General features: G+C 59.7%; 18 protein-coding genes. 7 read left to right on the top strand and 11 right to left on the bottom strand.

Annotated features, from left to right (window positions below; genetic code table 11):
* The first annotated feature begins 79 nt into the window (after window positions 1–79).
* Window positions 80–289, top strand: a complete 210-nt coding sequence (gene fumD, locus ACOKCT_RS11560) for a fumarate hydratase FumD (RefSeq protein WP_420193508.1) — start codon at window positions 80–82, stop codon at window positions 287–289.
* Here fumD and ACOKCT_RS11555 read toward each other — a convergent pair.
* From ACOKCT_RS11555 to ACOKCT_RS11540, 4 genes are read right to left on the bottom strand one after another with little or no spacing between them, the layout of a single operon-like run.
* Window positions 270–956, bottom strand: coding sequence for an ABC transporter permease subunit (locus ACOKCT_RS11555; protein ID WP_103179331.1), 687 nt, complete (start codon window positions 954–956; stop codon window positions 270–272). The two genes, fumD and ACOKCT_RS11555, sit on opposite strands and share 20 nt — an antisense overlap.
* Entirely contained in the window at window positions 950–1,720 is a 771-nt protein-coding gene (locus tag ACOKCT_RS11550; RefSeq protein WP_420193507.1) for an amino acid ABC transporter permease, read from the bottom strand. Before ACOKCT_RS11550 ends, ACOKCT_RS11555 begins: the two co-directional genes overlap by 7 nt.
* Window positions 1,717–2,532, bottom strand: coding sequence for an amino acid ABC transporter ATP-binding protein (locus ACOKCT_RS11545; RefSeq protein ID WP_156654369.1), 816 nt, complete (start codon window positions 2,530–2,532; stop codon window positions 1,717–1,719). Before ACOKCT_RS11545 ends, ACOKCT_RS11550 begins: the two co-directional genes overlap by 4 nt.
* A gap of 1 nt (window position 2,533) precedes the next feature.
* Window positions 2,534–3,352, bottom strand: a complete 819-nt coding sequence (locus tag ACOKCT_RS11540; protein ID WP_103179334.1) for an ABC transporter substrate-binding protein — start codon at window positions 3,350–3,352, stop codon at window positions 2,534–2,536.
* A 239-nt stretch (window positions 3,353–3,591) separates the two neighbouring features.
* On the opposite strand from ACOKCT_RS11540, the gene ACOKCT_RS11535 reads away from it, so the two are divergent.
* The 4 genes from ACOKCT_RS11535 (at window position 3,592) to ACOKCT_RS11520 (ending at window position 6,418) form a co-directional block, all read left to right on the top strand.
* Window positions 3,592–3,753: a hypothetical protein gene (locus ACOKCT_RS11535; protein WP_168192014.1), complete on the top strand. Its 162-nt coding sequence runs from the start codon at window positions 3,592–3,594 to the stop codon at window positions 3,751–3,753.
* 160 nt (window positions 3,754–3,913) lie between these two features.
* Window positions 3,914–5,242, top strand: coding sequence for a sensor histidine kinase (locus ACOKCT_RS11530; protein WP_420193506.1), 1,329 nt, complete (start codon window positions 3,914–3,916; stop codon window positions 5,240–5,242).
* A complete protein-coding gene (locus tag ACOKCT_RS11525) occupies window positions 5,235–5,846 on the top strand; it encodes a response regulator transcription factor (protein WP_420193505.1) in 612 nt (203 codons plus the stop codon). Before ACOKCT_RS11530 ends, ACOKCT_RS11525 begins: the two co-directional genes overlap by 8 nt.
* Window positions 5,847–5,935: 89 nt before the next feature.
* Entirely contained in the window at window positions 5,936–6,418 is a 483-nt protein-coding gene (locus ACOKCT_RS11520) for a GlcG/HbpS family heme-binding protein (protein ID WP_103179337.1), read from the top strand.
* A gap of 118 nt (window positions 6,419–6,536) precedes the next feature.
* Here the strand turns inward: ACOKCT_RS11520 and ACOKCT_RS11515 are convergent, their stop codons facing one another.
* On the bottom strand, window positions 6,537–6,677 hold the full coding sequence (locus tag ACOKCT_RS11515; RefSeq protein ID WP_032617828.1) for a hypothetical protein: 141 nt from the start codon (window positions 6,675–6,677) through the stop codon (window positions 6,537–6,539).
* 128 nt (window positions 6,678–6,805) lie between these two features.
* Here ACOKCT_RS11515 and ACOKCT_RS11510 point away from each other — a divergent pair, with 128 nt between their 5' ends.
* Both ACOKCT_RS11510 and ACOKCT_RS11505 read left to right on the top strand, forming a co-directional pair.
* The gene (locus ACOKCT_RS11510) at window positions 6,806–7,597 is read left to right on the top strand and encodes an MBL fold metallo-hydrolase (protein ID WP_420193504.1); all 792 of its coding nucleotides are present in this window, start codon (window positions 6,806–6,808) and stop codon (window positions 7,595–7,597) included.
* Window positions 7,598–7,668: 71 nt separating this feature from the next.
* On the top strand, window positions 7,669–8,304 hold the full coding sequence (locus ACOKCT_RS11505; RefSeq protein ID WP_103179339.1) for a carbonic anhydrase: 636 nt from the start codon (window positions 7,669–7,671) through the stop codon (window positions 8,302–8,304).
* A 40-nt stretch (window positions 8,305–8,344) separates the two neighbouring features.
* On the opposite strand, the gene ACOKCT_RS11500 is transcribed toward ACOKCT_RS11505, so the two are convergent.
* The 6 genes from ACOKCT_RS11500 to ACOKCT_RS11475 all read right to left on the bottom strand — a co-directional run bounded on the left by ACOKCT_RS11500 (window position 8,345) and on the right by ACOKCT_RS11475 (window position 14,434).
* Complete coding sequence (locus ACOKCT_RS11500) at window positions 8,345–9,511, bottom strand: cupin (protein ID WP_420193503.1); 1,167 nt, start codon at window positions 9,509–9,511, stop codon at window positions 8,345–8,347.
* An 11-nt stretch (window positions 9,512–9,522) separates the two neighbouring features.
* Window positions 9,523–10,311, bottom strand: coding sequence for an HpcH/HpaI aldolase family protein (locus tag ACOKCT_RS11495; RefSeq protein ID WP_420193502.1), 789 nt, complete (start codon window positions 10,309–10,311; stop codon window positions 9,523–9,525).
* Window positions 10,304–11,020 carry an alpha/beta fold hydrolase gene (locus ACOKCT_RS11490; RefSeq protein WP_420193501.1) on the bottom strand — a complete coding sequence of 239 codons (717 nt, stop codon included), beginning with the start codon at window positions 11,018–11,020 and terminating at the stop codon, window positions 10,304–10,306. Before ACOKCT_RS11490 ends, ACOKCT_RS11495 begins: the two co-directional genes overlap by 8 nt.
* 11 nt (window positions 11,021–11,031) lie before the next feature.
* Window positions 11,032–11,796: an SDR family NAD(P)-dependent oxidoreductase gene (locus ACOKCT_RS11485; RefSeq protein ID WP_420193500.1), complete on the bottom strand. Its 765-nt coding sequence runs from the start codon at window positions 11,794–11,796 to the stop codon at window positions 11,032–11,034.
* Between the two features lie 3 nt (window positions 11,797–11,799).
* Window positions 11,800–13,122, bottom strand: a complete 1,323-nt coding sequence (hisD, locus tag ACOKCT_RS11480; protein ID WP_214421893.1) for a histidinol dehydrogenase — start codon at window positions 13,120–13,122, stop codon at window positions 11,800–11,802.
* A gap of 73 nt (window positions 13,123–13,195) precedes the next feature.
* Window positions 13,196–14,434, bottom strand: a complete 1,239-nt coding sequence (locus ACOKCT_RS11475; RefSeq protein ID WP_420193499.1) for an MFS transporter — start codon at window positions 14,432–14,434, stop codon at window positions 13,196–13,198.
* Window positions 14,435–14,468 lie beyond the last annotated feature (34 nt).

The following is a 14,468-nucleotide window of genomic DNA, read 5'->3' as shown; positions in this document are numbered from 1 at the left end:
GCGAGTCTCTCGTCGGGCTTTTTTGTATAACGGCGATGAATCTATTAAGCTGGCCTTTTAAGGCAACGGAGTGAAAGTCATGGGCAATGTAACCAAAGACGAAGCGCTGTATCAGGAGATGTGTCGCGTGGTAGGCAAAGTCGTTCTTGAGATGCGCGATTTGGGGCAGGAGCCGAAGCATATCGTCATCGCCGGGGTACTACGCACCGTACTGGCAAACCAGCGGGTGAAACGCAGCGAATTAACCACCCAGGCGATGGAAACCGTCGTTAAAGCGCTGGCCGGTTAAGCCGCCAGCGTTTCGCCAGCTGTTCAACGCCACAGCACAGCAGGTAATAGACCACGCCAGTAAAAATAAAAATAGCCGCCGGGTAGATCTGCACCCGGTTGTTCACCTGGCCTGCCACGGTGGTCAGCTCCGGCACGTTGACAATAAAGGCCAGTGAGGTGTCCTTCAGCAGGCTGATAAAAATCCCCATTAGCGAAGGCAGGGTGTTGCGCAACGCCTGCGGCAGCAGGAGTAACCCCAGCGTTTGCAGCGCGCCAAACCCCTGGGCCTGAGCGGCTTCATATTGTCCCCCAGGCAACGCATTCAGCCCGGCCAGCACGGAGTGCATCACGGCGGCGGCGGTAAACCACGCCAGCGCGAGAGTAACGGTCAGCGCCCCCGGCAGATCGCCTCCGGTGATGAGGGGTAACAGATACCACAGCCAGAAAATGACAAAAATCAGCGGGATGCCGCGGATAATCTCAGCCCACAGGAACAGGGCTTTGCGCAGGCCACCCGGGAAACGCCACGCCAGCCCCGCCAGCGCTATTCCAGCCGGGAACGCCAGCGCCGCGGCACCCAAAGCCATCAGTAGCGTCAACAGCACGCCGCCCGGCTCTCCGGTCGCAGTCCGTCCCCAGAGCAGATAATCCAGGTTATCGGTAATGACAGTAAGTCCGGCTAACATCTCTCTTCACTCCGGGGGGTGATGGCGGCTTTACGGCGCCGTTCGGTTGAAGGTCCCAGTCTGGTCAGCAACACCCCCATCGCCACGCCTGTGAGCAGGTACAGTACCGTGCCGATGCTGAAAGCCTCCAGCGCGTGGGCGTTATAGCTCTCTGTCTGCCGCACCTGGTAGGTGAGCTCCGCAAAGCCGATGCCGCTTGCCAGCGAAGAGAGTTTCATCAGATTGAGGTACTGACCCACCACCGGCTGCCAGGCGTTCGCCAGCCCCTGCGGCAGCAGGATATACCGCAGCAGCGGCCAGGGGGAAAAGCCCTGCGCCAGGGCGGCTTCCCGCTGCCCGGCGGAAACGGCGCGTAGCCCGGCGGTGATCTCCTCTGTCAAAAAGGCCGAGGTAAAGACCCCCAGTCCCCAGGCGGAGCAGAGAAACTCTGGCGTAAACCACCAGACCGGACCCGGCAGCACCGCCCAGGCATGATCGTCCATCACAAAGGTGCGAAACCCCTGCGGCAGCCCGTTCCAGGCGGCGAAATACCAGAACAGCAGCTGCACCAGAAGTGGCGTATTGCGAAACAGCGATACCCACAGGGCGACGATATGCGCGCCGATGCGCCCCCCGGCGAGACGCAATCCCAGAGAGGCGAGAGTAATAAGGCTGGCGACCACCATCCCTGCCAGCGTCACCCACAGGGTGGTGAGAAAACCGGACAAGATCCACTGCAAGGGCTGGCCGGTCAGCACCCCTTCCCAGTCGAGGTTGGGCATCACACCCCTCCCGGATGCAGCGGGTTAAGCACCTTCTGCAGAAAACGCTGGGTGCGCGGATGGGCAGGATGCTGAAAAAACTGTTCCGGCGGAGCCACCTCCAGAATGTGCCCGCCATCGATGAACACCACCCGGTCGGCAATCTCCCGGGCAAACTGCATCTCATGGGTGACCACAATCATGGTGATCCCGCTGTGGGCGAGGGCTTTCATCACAAGCAGCACTTCGCCAATCATCTCCGGATCGAGGGCCGAGGTGGGCTCGTCAAAGAGGATGATCTGCGGCGAGGAGGCCAGGGCCCGGGCGATCGCCACCCGCTGCTGCTGCCCACCGGATAAGGCTTCCGGATAGTGATCGGCTTTATCCGCCATCCCCACCTGCGCCAGCAATCTATCGGCGCGGGTGTCGGCCTCTGCCGAATGCCAGCCATGAACGTGCCTCAGCGCCAGGGCGATGTTTTGTCGGGCCGTCAGATGGCTGTAGAGATTAAACTGCTGGAAGACAAAACCGACCCGGCTGCGTAGCTGGCGCAACGCCTGGCGGGGGAGCTGGCGCGTAGATTTCCCGTCAATCAGGATGTCGCCGGAGGTGAGATCTTCCAGCTGGTTGATCAGGCGAATCAGCGTCGATTTACCGGAACCCGACGGGCCGAGAATAGCGACCACCTCACCGGGCGTCACGCTGAGGTTGATGCCTTTCAGCACCGGGCGGTCGCCGTAACGTTTCACCACCTCGCAAAAGGTGACGCTGGCCTGTTGCAGATGTGAAAAATCCGCGGCACGGGCCGCGGAGCGAGAGAATAAACCTGACAGCATATTACTGGGCTTCTATTTTAAAGGCGCGAGGCTGCGGGGAGGGCGTCTGTGGACCAAACCAGGCATCGTAGATTTTTGCCGCGTCGCCTGTATTCTCCAGCTTCACCAGCTCATCGTTCACCACCTTTAACAGCGCGGTTTCGCCTTTTTTCACCCCGACGCCAATCTCTTCTTTACTTAGCAGATCCGGGAGGATCTTAAAGTTGGCTTTATCCGGCGCCTGGGCCAGCAGACCCGCCAGAATGGTGCTGTCCTGGGTGATCGCCTGCACGTTGCCGTTGCGCAACGCCGTCAGCGCCAGCGGAATATCGTCATAAGAGAGCACGCGGGACTGCGGGAAACGCTGATGCAGCGCCTGCTCCCCGGTGGTGCCTTTTACCGCCCCGATACGCGCCTTGCTGTAGGCCTCCAGTTTATCCGCGCCCTTGGCCGGAACCAGGAACTGCTGCCCGGTCACGAAATAGGGGGTCGAAAAGTCGATCACCTGCGCCCGTTCCGGGGTGATGGTGATATCCGCCACAATCAGATCCGCTTTCCCGGACTGTAGCAGCGGGATGCGGTTTGCCGGGTTAGTGGCGACCAGCTCCAGTTTTACCCCGAGTGATTTTGCCAGCGCTTTAGCGAAGTCGACGTCATAGCCGACGATCTCATGGCTTTTTGCATCCACCGATCCAAACGGCGGATTGGCATCAAACGTTGCGACTTTCACCACACCCGCCGCCTTAATATCCGCCAGCTGGTCTGCCTGCGCCTGGGTGGAAACCATCCCGACAGCGGCCAGTAAAGCCAGTGCCAGCGTCCGTTTTGTGTGTATTGCCATAGGTTCCTCTGCTTCTGTTTTTATTTTGTCCTCATACGCTCCCATACCCGGCGCAGGTAGCCAAATGCCAATATTATCTTTGCTTAACGAAAAAAATCATTAGTGAACAGCGCGTTACTCAGCGGTTAAAGCAGCGTTGCTTTTGCGCCTGGCGCAAATCCTCTGCCGGAATCGGCATTTCCATCGCCGACGGATTGCTGTTGTACTGCTTTCAGGTTGAGCACATGAGGAACAGGGCAATGGACAAACTGATGAGTACGTTACGGCGGTTTTTTACCGCACGATCGGAAGAGAACAGCGCGCAGCGTATTATTGAATCCATTCTGCCTGTCGCCAGCCTCTACGGTGTGGATATCGCCAATATTGACCCGGAGTGGTTCCATGACCAAACGCCACGCTGAACACCGTCTGGTGCGGGAAACATACTGGAATGAGGTGTGCATTCTTCACCGCACCCTCTGCCATTCTGGACGCTAACATCCAAAAATCGCCGCAAGTTTTGTCCACGGCTTAGCTTCCTGCTAAGGTCTCTGGCGTCCTTTTCCTGCGCCAGTTAAATGAATGAACAGCAAAAACTATCTACAACGAGGGCTCCTGATTTGGCTCACGCTCTGCCTGCTCAGCAGCGTGCTGCTGTATGCCGAACAGATCCGCCGTCAGTACTGGGCACTCGACCGGGAATTTGCCACGGCGTTTACGGAGATCGGCGCGGTTCTCACCCAGAATGAGTCAGTGCTGCCGCTGTTGAATGGCGATGAAGATCTGACGGCGCTGCGTAAAAAATTCCCGCAAATACTCGACCTGCAAACCACCTCTGGTCGCGCACTCGACGCCGCCCGGGTTGAACCGGTGACGGGCACGCAGTACTGGCTCTACAACCCCTGGCGACAGATCCGGGTGCTGATTGACCCTTCGCCGGTCCTTAACGCCTGGCCCCGCTTTTCCCGCCTCACCCTGAATCTCTCCGGTGAGGTGCAGCCACCGCCAACAGAGGCTTTCTGGCACTGGCAGCGACAGTTTTCTCAGCATACCCAGCCGTTTATTCTGCTGGCCGAGGCCCAACCGGCGTGGCTGAGCGTGGCGCTGCTGCCGTTTGTCCTGCTGTTTGCGGGCTGGGCTATTGTGGTCGCGGCGGGTGGCGTGATCCTCTGGCAGCGTAAGCAGCGCCAGAACGCCGACCAGCGCGCCTGGTACTATCAACATGCCCGGCTCAATACCCTGGGGGAGATCACCGCGGGCATTGTGCATGAGATCAACCAGCCTCTCACGGCGGTGCAGACCTGGATCCAGGGGGCGCAGCGCCAGGTGCGCCAGGATAACCCTGCGGCGGTTGCTCAGGCGCTGGGCTCGGCGCTGGTGCAAACCCAGCGCATTAGCGCGCTGCTGACCCGCTTTCGTGAGCACGTGACCCAGGAGGCTGTCACCTTAGAAGCAGTAGATCTGGCCGAGTGCTGGCGGCATGTCAGTAACCTGCTGGAGCATGAGCGCACCGCCAGTCCTGTTCGTCTTACCCATGATTTCGCCGCCGATGCCCGCACGCTCTGCGCCGACCGGCTGTGGCTGGAGCAGGTGCTGCATAACCTGCTCAGCAACGCTATTCAGGCCCAGCAGGAGCGCGCCGCAGGATGGGTGCATATCCGCAGCCATCGCGAAGGCGAACGCATCCATATAGCGATCACTGACGGTGGCCCGGGCTTTACCCCGGAAGCGCTCCACAACGCCTTTATGCCTTTTTATAGCGGGCGAGAGGGCGGCACGGGGCTGGGAATGACCTTAACGGAGTCGTTGGTCACCCGGATGAATGGCACGCTGGCTCTGGATAATGCCCCGGAGGGCGGGGCCAGGATCAGATTGCAGTTTGCTCACCACGGAGGTCAGGTAAATGGATAACGTCATCTGGTTGATTGATGATGATGCGTCAGTCAGAGAGTCGCTGGTTTTTCTTTTCACCGGTATGAACTGGCATGTGGAGCCTTATGACAGTATTGCCGCGTTTACCGCGGCTCAGAGTGGGGAAAAATCCCTGACCGGCTGTCTGCTACTGGACATGCGCATGCCGGGAAAAGGTGGGCTCGCCTGGCTGGAGGAGGGGGCATGGCCCTGGCCGCTGCTGCCGGTGATCCTCATGACCGGTCATGGCACCATTGATGCCTGCCGCCGCGCGTTTCACAACGGCGTGTTTGAATTTTTCACCAAGCCGCTGGATGCCGACAGGCTGATCGAATCCATCACCGCCGCCCTCGCCGAGAGCCAGCGGCGCCTGGGCGTCTGGCAGGAGGCCACGCGGGTCCGAGCGCGGTTTGAACAGCTCACCACCCGGGAGCATGAGGTGCTGCAGGCGCTCATGGAAGGCAGCAGTAATAAAGCGGTCGCCGCCCGGCTTAATCTCTCCCCAAGGACAGTGGAAGCGCACCGGGCGGCGGTGTTCGCCAAGCTGGGCGTCTCAAGTCTGGTGCAGGCCATCCGGGAATATGACAAATTACAATCCGTATAACTACCAGGATCACCGCGTAGTCAACCGAATAACATTTCATCCCACGACTGGATACGCTGCAAGGGTTCCCACTTACAAGAGGATGTGCGATGAAAAAGTTAATGATGGCGGCAGCGTGTGTAGCAGGGATGGTCAGCGTATCGGCGCATGCACAGTCTGTGGCGCAAAAAAATCTCTCCCTGGCCCAGGCGAATGCGTTAGCCAGCGCGGCGATCCAGGCCTGCACAGCAAAAAATTATCAGGTCAGCGTCACGGTGGTGGATCGCGCCGGGGTGGTAAAAGCGGTGCAGCGCACGGATAACGCCGGTCCGCACACCCTGAAAGCCAGCGAAATGAAAGCCTTTACCGCCCTCAGCACCAAAAACGCGTCGGGGAAGGTGATGGAGTCTGCCCAGAGCAACGCGGGCGCGCAGAACCTGCGCGATATCCCTGGCCTTCTGCTGCTGGCGGGGGGAGTCCCGGTCAGGGAAGGGGATGAGGTGATTGGCGCCATCGGCATTGGCGGCGCGCCGGGTGGTCATCTGGATGAAGCCTGCGCGCAGCAAGCCATTGATGGCCTGAAGAAGTCGTAAAAACGCCCGGCGGCGCTGCGCTTAAGCGGCTCTGAGGGAAGGGTGTTGTAGGCCGGGTAAGCGTAGCGCCACCCGGCATAAAACTAAAAGCCCCGACGCGAGTCCGGGGCTTTTTACATCAGATCTTGCAGGCGTCGCCGCAATCATCATCCGCTACGATCGCCTGGGCTTTTTTATCCGCATCTTCAAGGCGTTCAGCGTTACGTTCTTCGGCTTCGTCCAGCCCGTCAAACACCAGATTGTTGAGATCAATTTCCATCGTTTACCTGCTTTGTTCGGTTTTTGTTCCAGGTCGTATTATAGAGCAAAACAGAGGGAGGAGGCACCCCAGCGCACATAAGGATAATCCTTGCCATACTGATGACTTACCCGGACTCAGGAGGCGTTGTGATCGTCTTATGTAAAACCTGCGGCACGTCTTATGACGCCGACCGCGAACCGCAGCACTGTGCCATTTGCGAAGATGAGCGCCAGTATGTACCCGCGACGGGCCAGGAGTGGCTTGATTTTTCCGCCCTGACCCGCACGCACACCAACAAGTGGCAACAGCTCGAACCCCACTTATTGAGCATCAAAACCGTGCCCGCGTTTGCCATCAACCAGCGCGCGATCCTGCTGAGAACCGCGCAGGGTAATGTGCTGTGGGACTGTATCGCCAATCTCGATCCCGCCACCCAGGCGCTGGTGAACGCGCTGGGCGGTATCGACGCCATCGCCATCTCGCACCCGCACTACTACACCACCATGCAGGATTGGGCGGCGGCCTTTAACGCCCCGGTATACCTGCACGCCAGGGATCGGCAGTGGGTGATGAGGGACAGCCCGGCGCTGCGCTTCTGGGAGGGGGATTCGCTGGAGATCGTCCCTGACGTGACGCTGCACCGACTGGGCGGCCATTTTGCCGGCGGGACGGTGCTGCACTGGCACCGCGACGGCGGTATTCTGCTGGCCGGGGATATTCTGCAGGTCACGCCGGGCAAAGATGCGGTGTCGTTTATGTGGAGCTACCCGAACATGCTGCCGCTCCCGGCAGGCGTCGTGGCTGAGATCGCCGCCCGGCTGGAAAAGGTTTCCTTCGAACGCCTCTACGGCGCCTTTGAAGGCCAGAACATTTCCGCGAACGCGCGGGAGATTGTCATGCGGTCGGTCCAGAAATATATTGCTTGTCTGAAGTCGTGACCGGTGGGTAAACTCAAAAAACCGTGATCTCGATCATGCCTGTAACAATCACAAAAAAATGAGACATTGCTATGCAACATATCATTGAAGGTTTTCTCAGCTTTCAAAAAGAAATTTTTCCGCAACGTAAAGACCTTTTCCGCAGTCTGGCGTCCAGCCAGAATCCCAAAGCGCTGTTCATCTCCTGTTCTGACAGCCGCCTGGTGCCGGAGTTAGTAACCCAGCAGGAGCCGGGACAGCTCTTTGTCATTCGCAATGCTGGCAACATCGTTCCGCCTTTCGGGCCGGAGCCGGGCGGTGTATCCGCCACCATCGAATATGCGGTGGTCGCCCTGGGCGTGACCGATATCGTGATCTGCGGTCACTCTAACTGTGGCGCGATGAAGGCGATTGCCGACAACGCCAACCTCGAGCCGATGCCTGCCGTCTCTCACTGGCTGCGCTACTCCGATGCGGCGAAAGCGGTGGTGGAAAAGAAAACCTGGGAAACCCCGACCGACAAGGTTAACGCCATGGTGCAGGAGAACGTCTTCGCCCAGCTGAGCAACATCAAAACCCATCCTTCAGTGGCGGTCGGCCTGCGTAACAACGCCATTCGCCTGCACGGCTGGGTGTACGATATCGAAAGCGGCGAAATTCGCGCCCTGGATAAAGAGACGAAAACCTTCGTTTCGCTGTCCGAAAATCCTGGCGTTTACTTCGAGTAACACGCCGCATTCAGGGCGGGCGATCCCGCCCTGATTCCGTTTACGGTAGCGCCTCAAGTTTCAGACCCGCGCGCTTCGCCGTTTCCGGCAGCAGATCCGCCGCCGTGACGTACCCGTCCGGATCCAGACAGCGGTTTGCCGCTCTCGCCTGTTGCAGTATCTCTTCATCCCAGTAGACGCGCTTACGCTGATCGCCCTCGGTAGTCAGAATGCACTCCATGTCGCCATCCAACGCGCGATAACGCCGCCAGCTGTTGGCCGGAACCGAAATGACCGAACACTCAGGGGCGACAATGCTCACCTCTTCGCCCTCTTTATTCCAGGTCACCTCCAGCGTGCCTTTAAAGACCATGATCACCTGTACGTCCGGGCAGAGGTGGCGACCCACCACATGCTCCGCGGCCAGGCGCAGCCACTCAACGGAAAAACCGTGCGGGTTAACGATAGCTGGCGCGGCGTGTTTATCCTGGCTGATACCAAAGCCGATCGCCGGGGCGATCTCGCCGCCGTGGCCGGGCAGGACCGAATCGAGTAACCCCGCCGCCGACCAGCGCCGATCGTCCCCGGTCACCGCCCGCTGGCGCATCTCCTCCACGGAGTAGTGGCGCAGGGCGGCGATCTCTTCTGCAGGCAATGGCGCCAGCAGTTCTGCCGGTTCCGGAAGGGTATCGCCCGCATTCACGTCGATAAGCATGTTGTCTTTGCTCAGATAGAGGCCATACTCGCTGGCCGCGTTCAGAATCGACGGATGCCAGATAATTCCCCCCGTGTTATTTCCCCCAAGCACCGTGTAGACCATGCCGCAGGTCTCTTCTTTACTGACATTGGTAAAGCCGCGGAAGATCCAGGTGGGAATGGAAAGAATGGCCGGGGCGCTGAACTCGGCTTCATTTTCGCCGTTGGCTCCCCAGCGAAAACGCCACGTGCCCTCGTGAATCAAGAACACTTCGGCGGTGAAATGCAGATGCAGGTTATTGGTCACCCCTTTTGGCATCGCCGCGGCGCCGATATTAAAGCCGTGCGGCTCCGGGATATTGACCACCTGAGCGGAGGACTGGGTCACGCCCGGGCCAATAAAGGAGTAGTTCTGTTTCAGGTGGGAGCCGGGGAGCTTGCAGTCGATAAACGCAAGATTGCAGGACACCATATCTTCAGGGGCAACCAGACGGCTGCGGGCCAGTTCGGGGCTAATGTGACGTGCTTTCATCTTTTCTCCTGTTAATAACCTGATGCGCCGGTAGTGGGGAGTGCATTGCCCCGCGCCAGGGCGATGGCTTCGCGTGAGGCGCGGCCAAGTTGCATGACATCGTTCGCCGGGGTGACAAACTGGAAACCTTCGCTAATGCGCCGGGCGGCAGCCTCACCCGAGGTGCAAAAGATCCCGGCGATTTTATTCCACTGACGACACCGGCTGACGACCCGCTCGATGGCGGCCAGCATCTCAGGGTGACGGGATTCGGCGCTGGCGCTGCCGGTCAGGGTCAACGACAGATCGTTCGGGCCGATGAAGACCCCATTCAGTCCGTCGGTGGCGAGGATGGCATCCAGGTTCGCCAGCCCGTCCCGGGTTTCGATCATCGCCAGGGTCAATATTTCGTCGTTGGCGTGCTGCGGATAATCCGCACCACCGTAGAGCAGCCCCCGGGCAGGGCCAAAGGAGCGGTTGCCCAGCGGCGGATAGCGGCAGGCGGCCACAAAACGGCGAGCCTCTTCGGCCGTGGAGATCATCGGGCAGATAATGCCGTAGGCACCCGCATCCAGCATGCGCATGATCTGCGCCGGATCGTTATCCTGCACCCGCACCAGCGGTACCGCCGGGGTGGCGGAGAGGGCCTGCAGCATGGAGAGCGCGCTGCCGAAGTCAATCATGCCGTGCTGAAGATCGACGGTGACCGCATCGAAACCCTGATGGCCGGCGATCTCCGCGCTGTAGCCCGACGGGATGGCCAGCCAGCCGTTAATCATGGCGCTGCCGTCGGGCATTGCCTTGAGTCTGTTTTTACGCATCTAAACACTCCTGGATCCAGTGACGTAGCGGGTGAGCAACCTCATCCGGCGCTTCCAGCAGGGTGAAATGTCCGGCTGAGGCGAGGGTGACAAGCGTCGCCTGAGGCGCACTCTCAATAACCCGCTGGTGGTGAGACGGCGTGCAGATGGGATCGTGCAGGCCGTTGATAACAACGATGGGGCAGGCGAGGGCCGGGAGCGCCCCGCGATTGTCCCGCCGGGTAATGGCGATTTCAGTCTGCGTCGCCAGGGTGTCGGGCCCGCACTCCCCGGCCATCTGGCAAATCAGATCGTGCAGGGCGGCATCCTGCGTGCGCGTCGGGGCAACGTATTTCGGCCACAGGCTGGCGGAGAGCCAACTCATTACACCCTGCTGTCGCGCCACGCGCACCGCCTCGCGTCGGGGAGCGGCATTTTCTGGCGCATCGGCAAGGGGATTGACCGACAGCAGCGCCAGCCCGGCGATACGCTGTGGCGCGTCGGCGACCATCTGTAGGGCCACAATCGCCCCCAGTGAAAAGCCAGCCAGCAGGAAGCGCGGCGGCAGTTCGCGCAGCAGGTTTCGCGAGGCGTCTGCCGCCGACGTCGCGTCGGTCAGCGTAATGCAGAGCACGTCAGAGAGATTGAGTCTGTGGAGCAGCGGCTGCCAGAGACGCGCGTTACAGAGCGTGCCGCTAATCAGCACCAGCGGCAGGGCGTGATTATCCACAATCTTACTCCTCAGGTTGCGGTCCAGCCGCCGTCGACCATCAGTGCGCTGCCGGTGATCATCGCTGCGGCGCCGGAGGCCAGGAACACCACCGGACCCATCACATCTTCGACGGTACCGGTGCGTCCGAGCTTGATATTCTCCAGCACGTAGTGGCGAAAGGCCGGGTCGGCCAGCGACGATGCGGTCAGCGCCGTCTCAATAAAGGTCGGGCAGAGGGTATTAACCCGGATCCCCGCCTCGCCAAGCTCCAGCGCCATGGCTTTGGTTAACCCTTCCAGCGCAAATTTCGACGCACAGTAGACGCTGCGCTTAGGGCCGCCGACATGCCCCATCTGGGAGGAGATGTGGATGATCGAGCCTGCTATTCGCTCCTCACGCATCCGGGCGGCGATCCGCTGGCTGACAAAAAAGGTCGCCCGCAGGTTGATCGCCATCACCGCATCAAAGTTCGCCTCGCTGACCGTCAGAAACGGTTCGTGGCGAGCCAGCCCGGCGCTGTTGACCAGAATGTCGAAGGCGGGCAGGGCTTCGGTGACGGCCTCCACCTGGGCGACATCGGTGATATCCAGCACCACCGGACGCAGCAGCAGCCCGCGTTCGGCGGCGAGGGTGGCAGCCGCATCCAGCGCCTGGCGATCCCTGGCGGCAATCCACACCTCTGCGCCACTCTGCGCCAGGGCGACAGCGCAGGCAAATCCCAGCCCGCGGGAGCCGCCCGTCACCAGGGCCCGCTTTCCCTGCAGGCCGAAGGAGGGCATCTCAGGAAACGCCATGACTTACACCTTCTCTCTGATCGGCGCCGGGGTGGCGTAAGGCACCTCCACCTGGCCGTAGCGGCGGACGCGGATATTGGCCTGCTCAGCATGTCCGGCGAAGCCTTCCAGCAGCGAGAGGCGCGAGCAGTAGCTGCCGATCTCGGTGGTGGCTTCATCGCTGAGGACTTTCTGCCAGGTGCAGGTTTTCATGAATTTCCCCACCCACAGGCCGCCGGTGTAACGCGCCGCTTTTTGCGTGGGCAGCGTGTGGTTGGTGCCGATCACCTTATCGCCATAGGCAACGTTGGTGCGCGGGCCGAGGAACAGAGCGCCGAAGTTAGTCATGTTGGCCAGGAACCAGTCGTCCCGGGCGGTCATGACCTGAACATGCTCAGAGGCGATGCGGTCGGCTTCCGCGAGCATCTCTTCGTAGCTGTCGCAGACGATGATCTCTCCATAATCGCGCCACGCCTGGCGGGCGATATCAGCGGTGGGCAGTTTTTCCAGCAGACGATCGATCTCGCGCAACGTCTCTTTGGCAAGGGCCATCGAGTTGGTCAGCAGAATGGCAGGCGTGGTCACACCATGCTCGGCCTGTCCCAGCAGGTCGGTAGCACACATTTCGGCGTCAACGGTGTCGTCGGCAATGACCAACGTCTCCGTCGGACCGGCAAAGAGGTCAATCCCGACCCGGCCAAAGAGCTGGCGTTTGGCCTCCGCCACAAAAGCGTTACCAGGCCCGACCAGCATATCGACCGGCGAGAGCGAATCGGTGCCCAGCGCCATCGCGCCGATGGCCTGAATTCCCCCCAGTGCATAAATTTCCGTGGCGCCGGCCATTTTTTGCGCCGCGACGATTGCGGGAGCCGGTTCGCCGCCGAACGGCGGCGCGCAGCTCACGATGCGGGAACAGCCCGCCACGTTGGCGGTGATAATCGACATATGCGCTGAGGCCAGCAGGGGATATTTCCCGCCCGGGACATAACACCCTACCGCATTGATGGGAATGTTTTTATGCCCGAGAATCACCCCCGGACGGGTTTCAATTTCCAGATCCCGCAGACATTCTTTTTGAGCGCGGGCGAAATTAAAGACCTGCTCCTGCGCAAATTCGATATCGTGAATATCCTGGCGGCTCAATTTATTGATACAGGCATTAATTTCCGCGTCGCTCAGGCGATAATCATGACGGTCATAGCGATCAAACTTAATGGATAATTCGCGGATGGCTTTATTACCGCGTTTTTCAATATCCGCCAGGATTAGCTCTACCGTTTCCCTTATTTGACGCTGCGCATCCTGACGTTCCTGAACCGGTTTACTGGTTTTAAGCATATAAGCCACAATCTCTTCCTCGCATAATTAAGATGACAACTATCCTCCCGGCGGGCCGGGATAAATGTTTGGGTGATAAATATTACTGGTCGCGCGCGGGCGCGAGTGGGGCGTTAAGGGATAATTCCGCAGACGGCGGTGTTTTACGGCTATTCACCCAGCGCACGGAGAGCGGGGTGGCAATGGCCGCGATAACCGACAGGGCAGCAATAAAGAGATAGCCGGACGACAGATTAATGTGCTGCATCATCACGCCCATGATCACCGGCCCGGCAAACATGCCGCAGGAGTAGATGGTCTGGAACAGACCCATGCGCGTGGACTGCTCATCGGAGGTGGTGTTAACCACGCTCAGGGACATAAAGGCCGCGAACGCCATCCCGAAGGAGAAGCCCGCCAGCGCCTGTAACAGATAGATGACATACATATTGCTGGTGAAGGGGATGCCTAAGGTCGACACCACCTGCAGGACAATGCCCAGCACCGCCGTCTTCATCAGCCCAAGGCGCTGATAAAAGAGGCTGCTGCACAGGGCGATGGCGAGGGCGTAGAAGATCAGATGGATGTTACTCAGCAGGGTTAAGATCCCGGCACGCCCGCCTAACTGCTCGGCATAGATCGGCGTCAGCGTATCGCGGGTAGCAAAAGGCACCAGGATGACGAGGGTCGCCAGAATACCAATCAGCCACACCGAACGATCGGCCAGTTGCAGGCGGGCACCGGCGATACAGGCTTTCAGCGTCGGGGCTTTGACCGGATCGTGTACATCCCGGATGCGGGTGGTGAGAAACAGCGCCACCAGCGCCGAGACGCAGGAGACGAAAAATGCGATGTTGTTCTCAAAATAGTGAATCAACAGACCCCCAATGCAGTTGCCGAGAAACACCCCCAGCGGCCCCGCCAGCGCCAGAAAGGCCACCGCAGCAGGGGCATCTTTGCGGTCAAAATAGCGAATAAAGAGAATGTTGTAGAGCACCCAGGTGGCAGCGGTGACGCCGTCAGCCGCCTTCGCCAGATAGAGGGTGAGGGCGTTAGGCTCCAGCCACGCCAGTGGCCAGGCGATAATCGGCAGGACCAGCGCCCCCTGGATAAAGATTTTTCGACTCTTCACCACATCGGAAACAATCCCCAGTGGAAAGCGGATCAGCAGCGTGGCGAGGCCGCTGGCCCCCATGATGATCCCCATCACCTGCGGCTCCATCCCCTGGTTGATCATCATCGGGGCCAGGAACGCATCAATGCTGTGAATACAGATAAAAAACAACACGCTGATGATAAAAAAGAGCCGGGCTTCGGGGCGGCGTAACAGTGCTCGAAACATGGTTGTGAACCTCTTAAAACGTAATGGGTTAAAA

Origin of the sequence: Leclercia sp. M-A074-M (assembly GCF_965195605.1) — a bacterium.
Classification (GTDB): Bacteria; Pseudomonadota; Gammaproteobacteria; order Enterobacterales; family Enterobacteriaceae; genus Enterobacter.
The sequence above is the reverse complement of the archived record's forward strand: the minus strand, read 5'-3'. Positions and strand labels throughout refer to the sequence as shown.

What these genes read in the sequence shown, in the direction of transcription:
- ACOKCT_RS11555 (WP_103179331.1), bottom strand. Translation starts at nt 956, where the DNA reads ATGTTAGCCGGACTTACTGTCATTACCGATAACCTGGATTATCTGCTC.
- ACOKCT_RS11540 (WP_103179334.1), bottom strand. Translation starts at nt 3,352, where the DNA reads ATGGCAATACACACAAAACGGACGCTGGCACTGGCTTTACTGGCCGCT.
- ACOKCT_RS11475 (WP_420193499.1), bottom strand. Translation starts at nt 14,434, where the DNA reads ATGTTTCGAGCACTGTTACGCCGCCCCGAAGCCCGGCTCTTTTTTATC.
- ACOKCT_RS11535 (WP_168192014.1), top strand. Translation starts at nt 3,592, where the DNA reads ATGGACAAACTGATGAGTACGTTACGGCGGTTTTTTACCGCACGATCG.
- ACOKCT_RS11495 (WP_420193502.1), bottom strand. Translation starts at nt 10,311, where the DNA reads ATGCGTAAAAACAGACTCAAGGCAATGCCCGACGGCAGCGCCATGATT.
- ACOKCT_RS11520 (WP_103179337.1), top strand. Translation starts at nt 5,936, where the DNA reads ATGAAAAAGTTAATGATGGCGGCAGCGTGTGTAGCAGGGATGGTCAGC.
- ACOKCT_RS11515 (WP_032617828.1), bottom strand. Translation starts at nt 6,677, where the DNA reads ATGGAAATTGATCTCAACAATCTGGTGTTTGACGGGCTGGACGAAGCC.
- ACOKCT_RS11485 (WP_420193500.1), bottom strand. Translation starts at nt 11,796, where the DNA reads ATGGCGTTTCCTGAGATGCCCTCCTTCGGCCTGCAGGGAAAGCGGGCC.
- fumD (WP_420193508.1), top strand. Translation starts at nt 80, where the DNA reads ATGGGCAATGTAACCAAAGACGAAGCGCTGTATCAGGAGATGTGTCGC.
- ACOKCT_RS11500 (WP_420193503.1), bottom strand. Translation starts at nt 9,511, where the DNA reads ATGAAAGCACGTCACATTAGCCCCGAACTGGCCCGCAGCCGTCTGGTT.
- ACOKCT_RS11525 (WP_420193505.1), top strand. Translation starts at nt 5,235, where the DNA reads ATGGATAACGTCATCTGGTTGATTGATGATGATGCGTCAGTCAGAGAG.
- ACOKCT_RS11530 (WP_420193506.1), top strand. Translation starts at nt 3,914, where the DNA reads ATGAACAGCAAAAACTATCTACAACGAGGGCTCCTGATTTGGCTCACG.
- ACOKCT_RS11545 (WP_156654369.1), bottom strand. Translation starts at nt 2,532, where the DNA reads ATGCTGTCAGGTTTATTCTCTCGCTCCGCGGCCCGTGCCGCGGATTTT.
- ACOKCT_RS11505 (WP_103179339.1), top strand. Translation starts at nt 7,669, where the DNA reads ATGCAACATATCATTGAAGGTTTTCTCAGCTTTCAAAAAGAAATTTTT.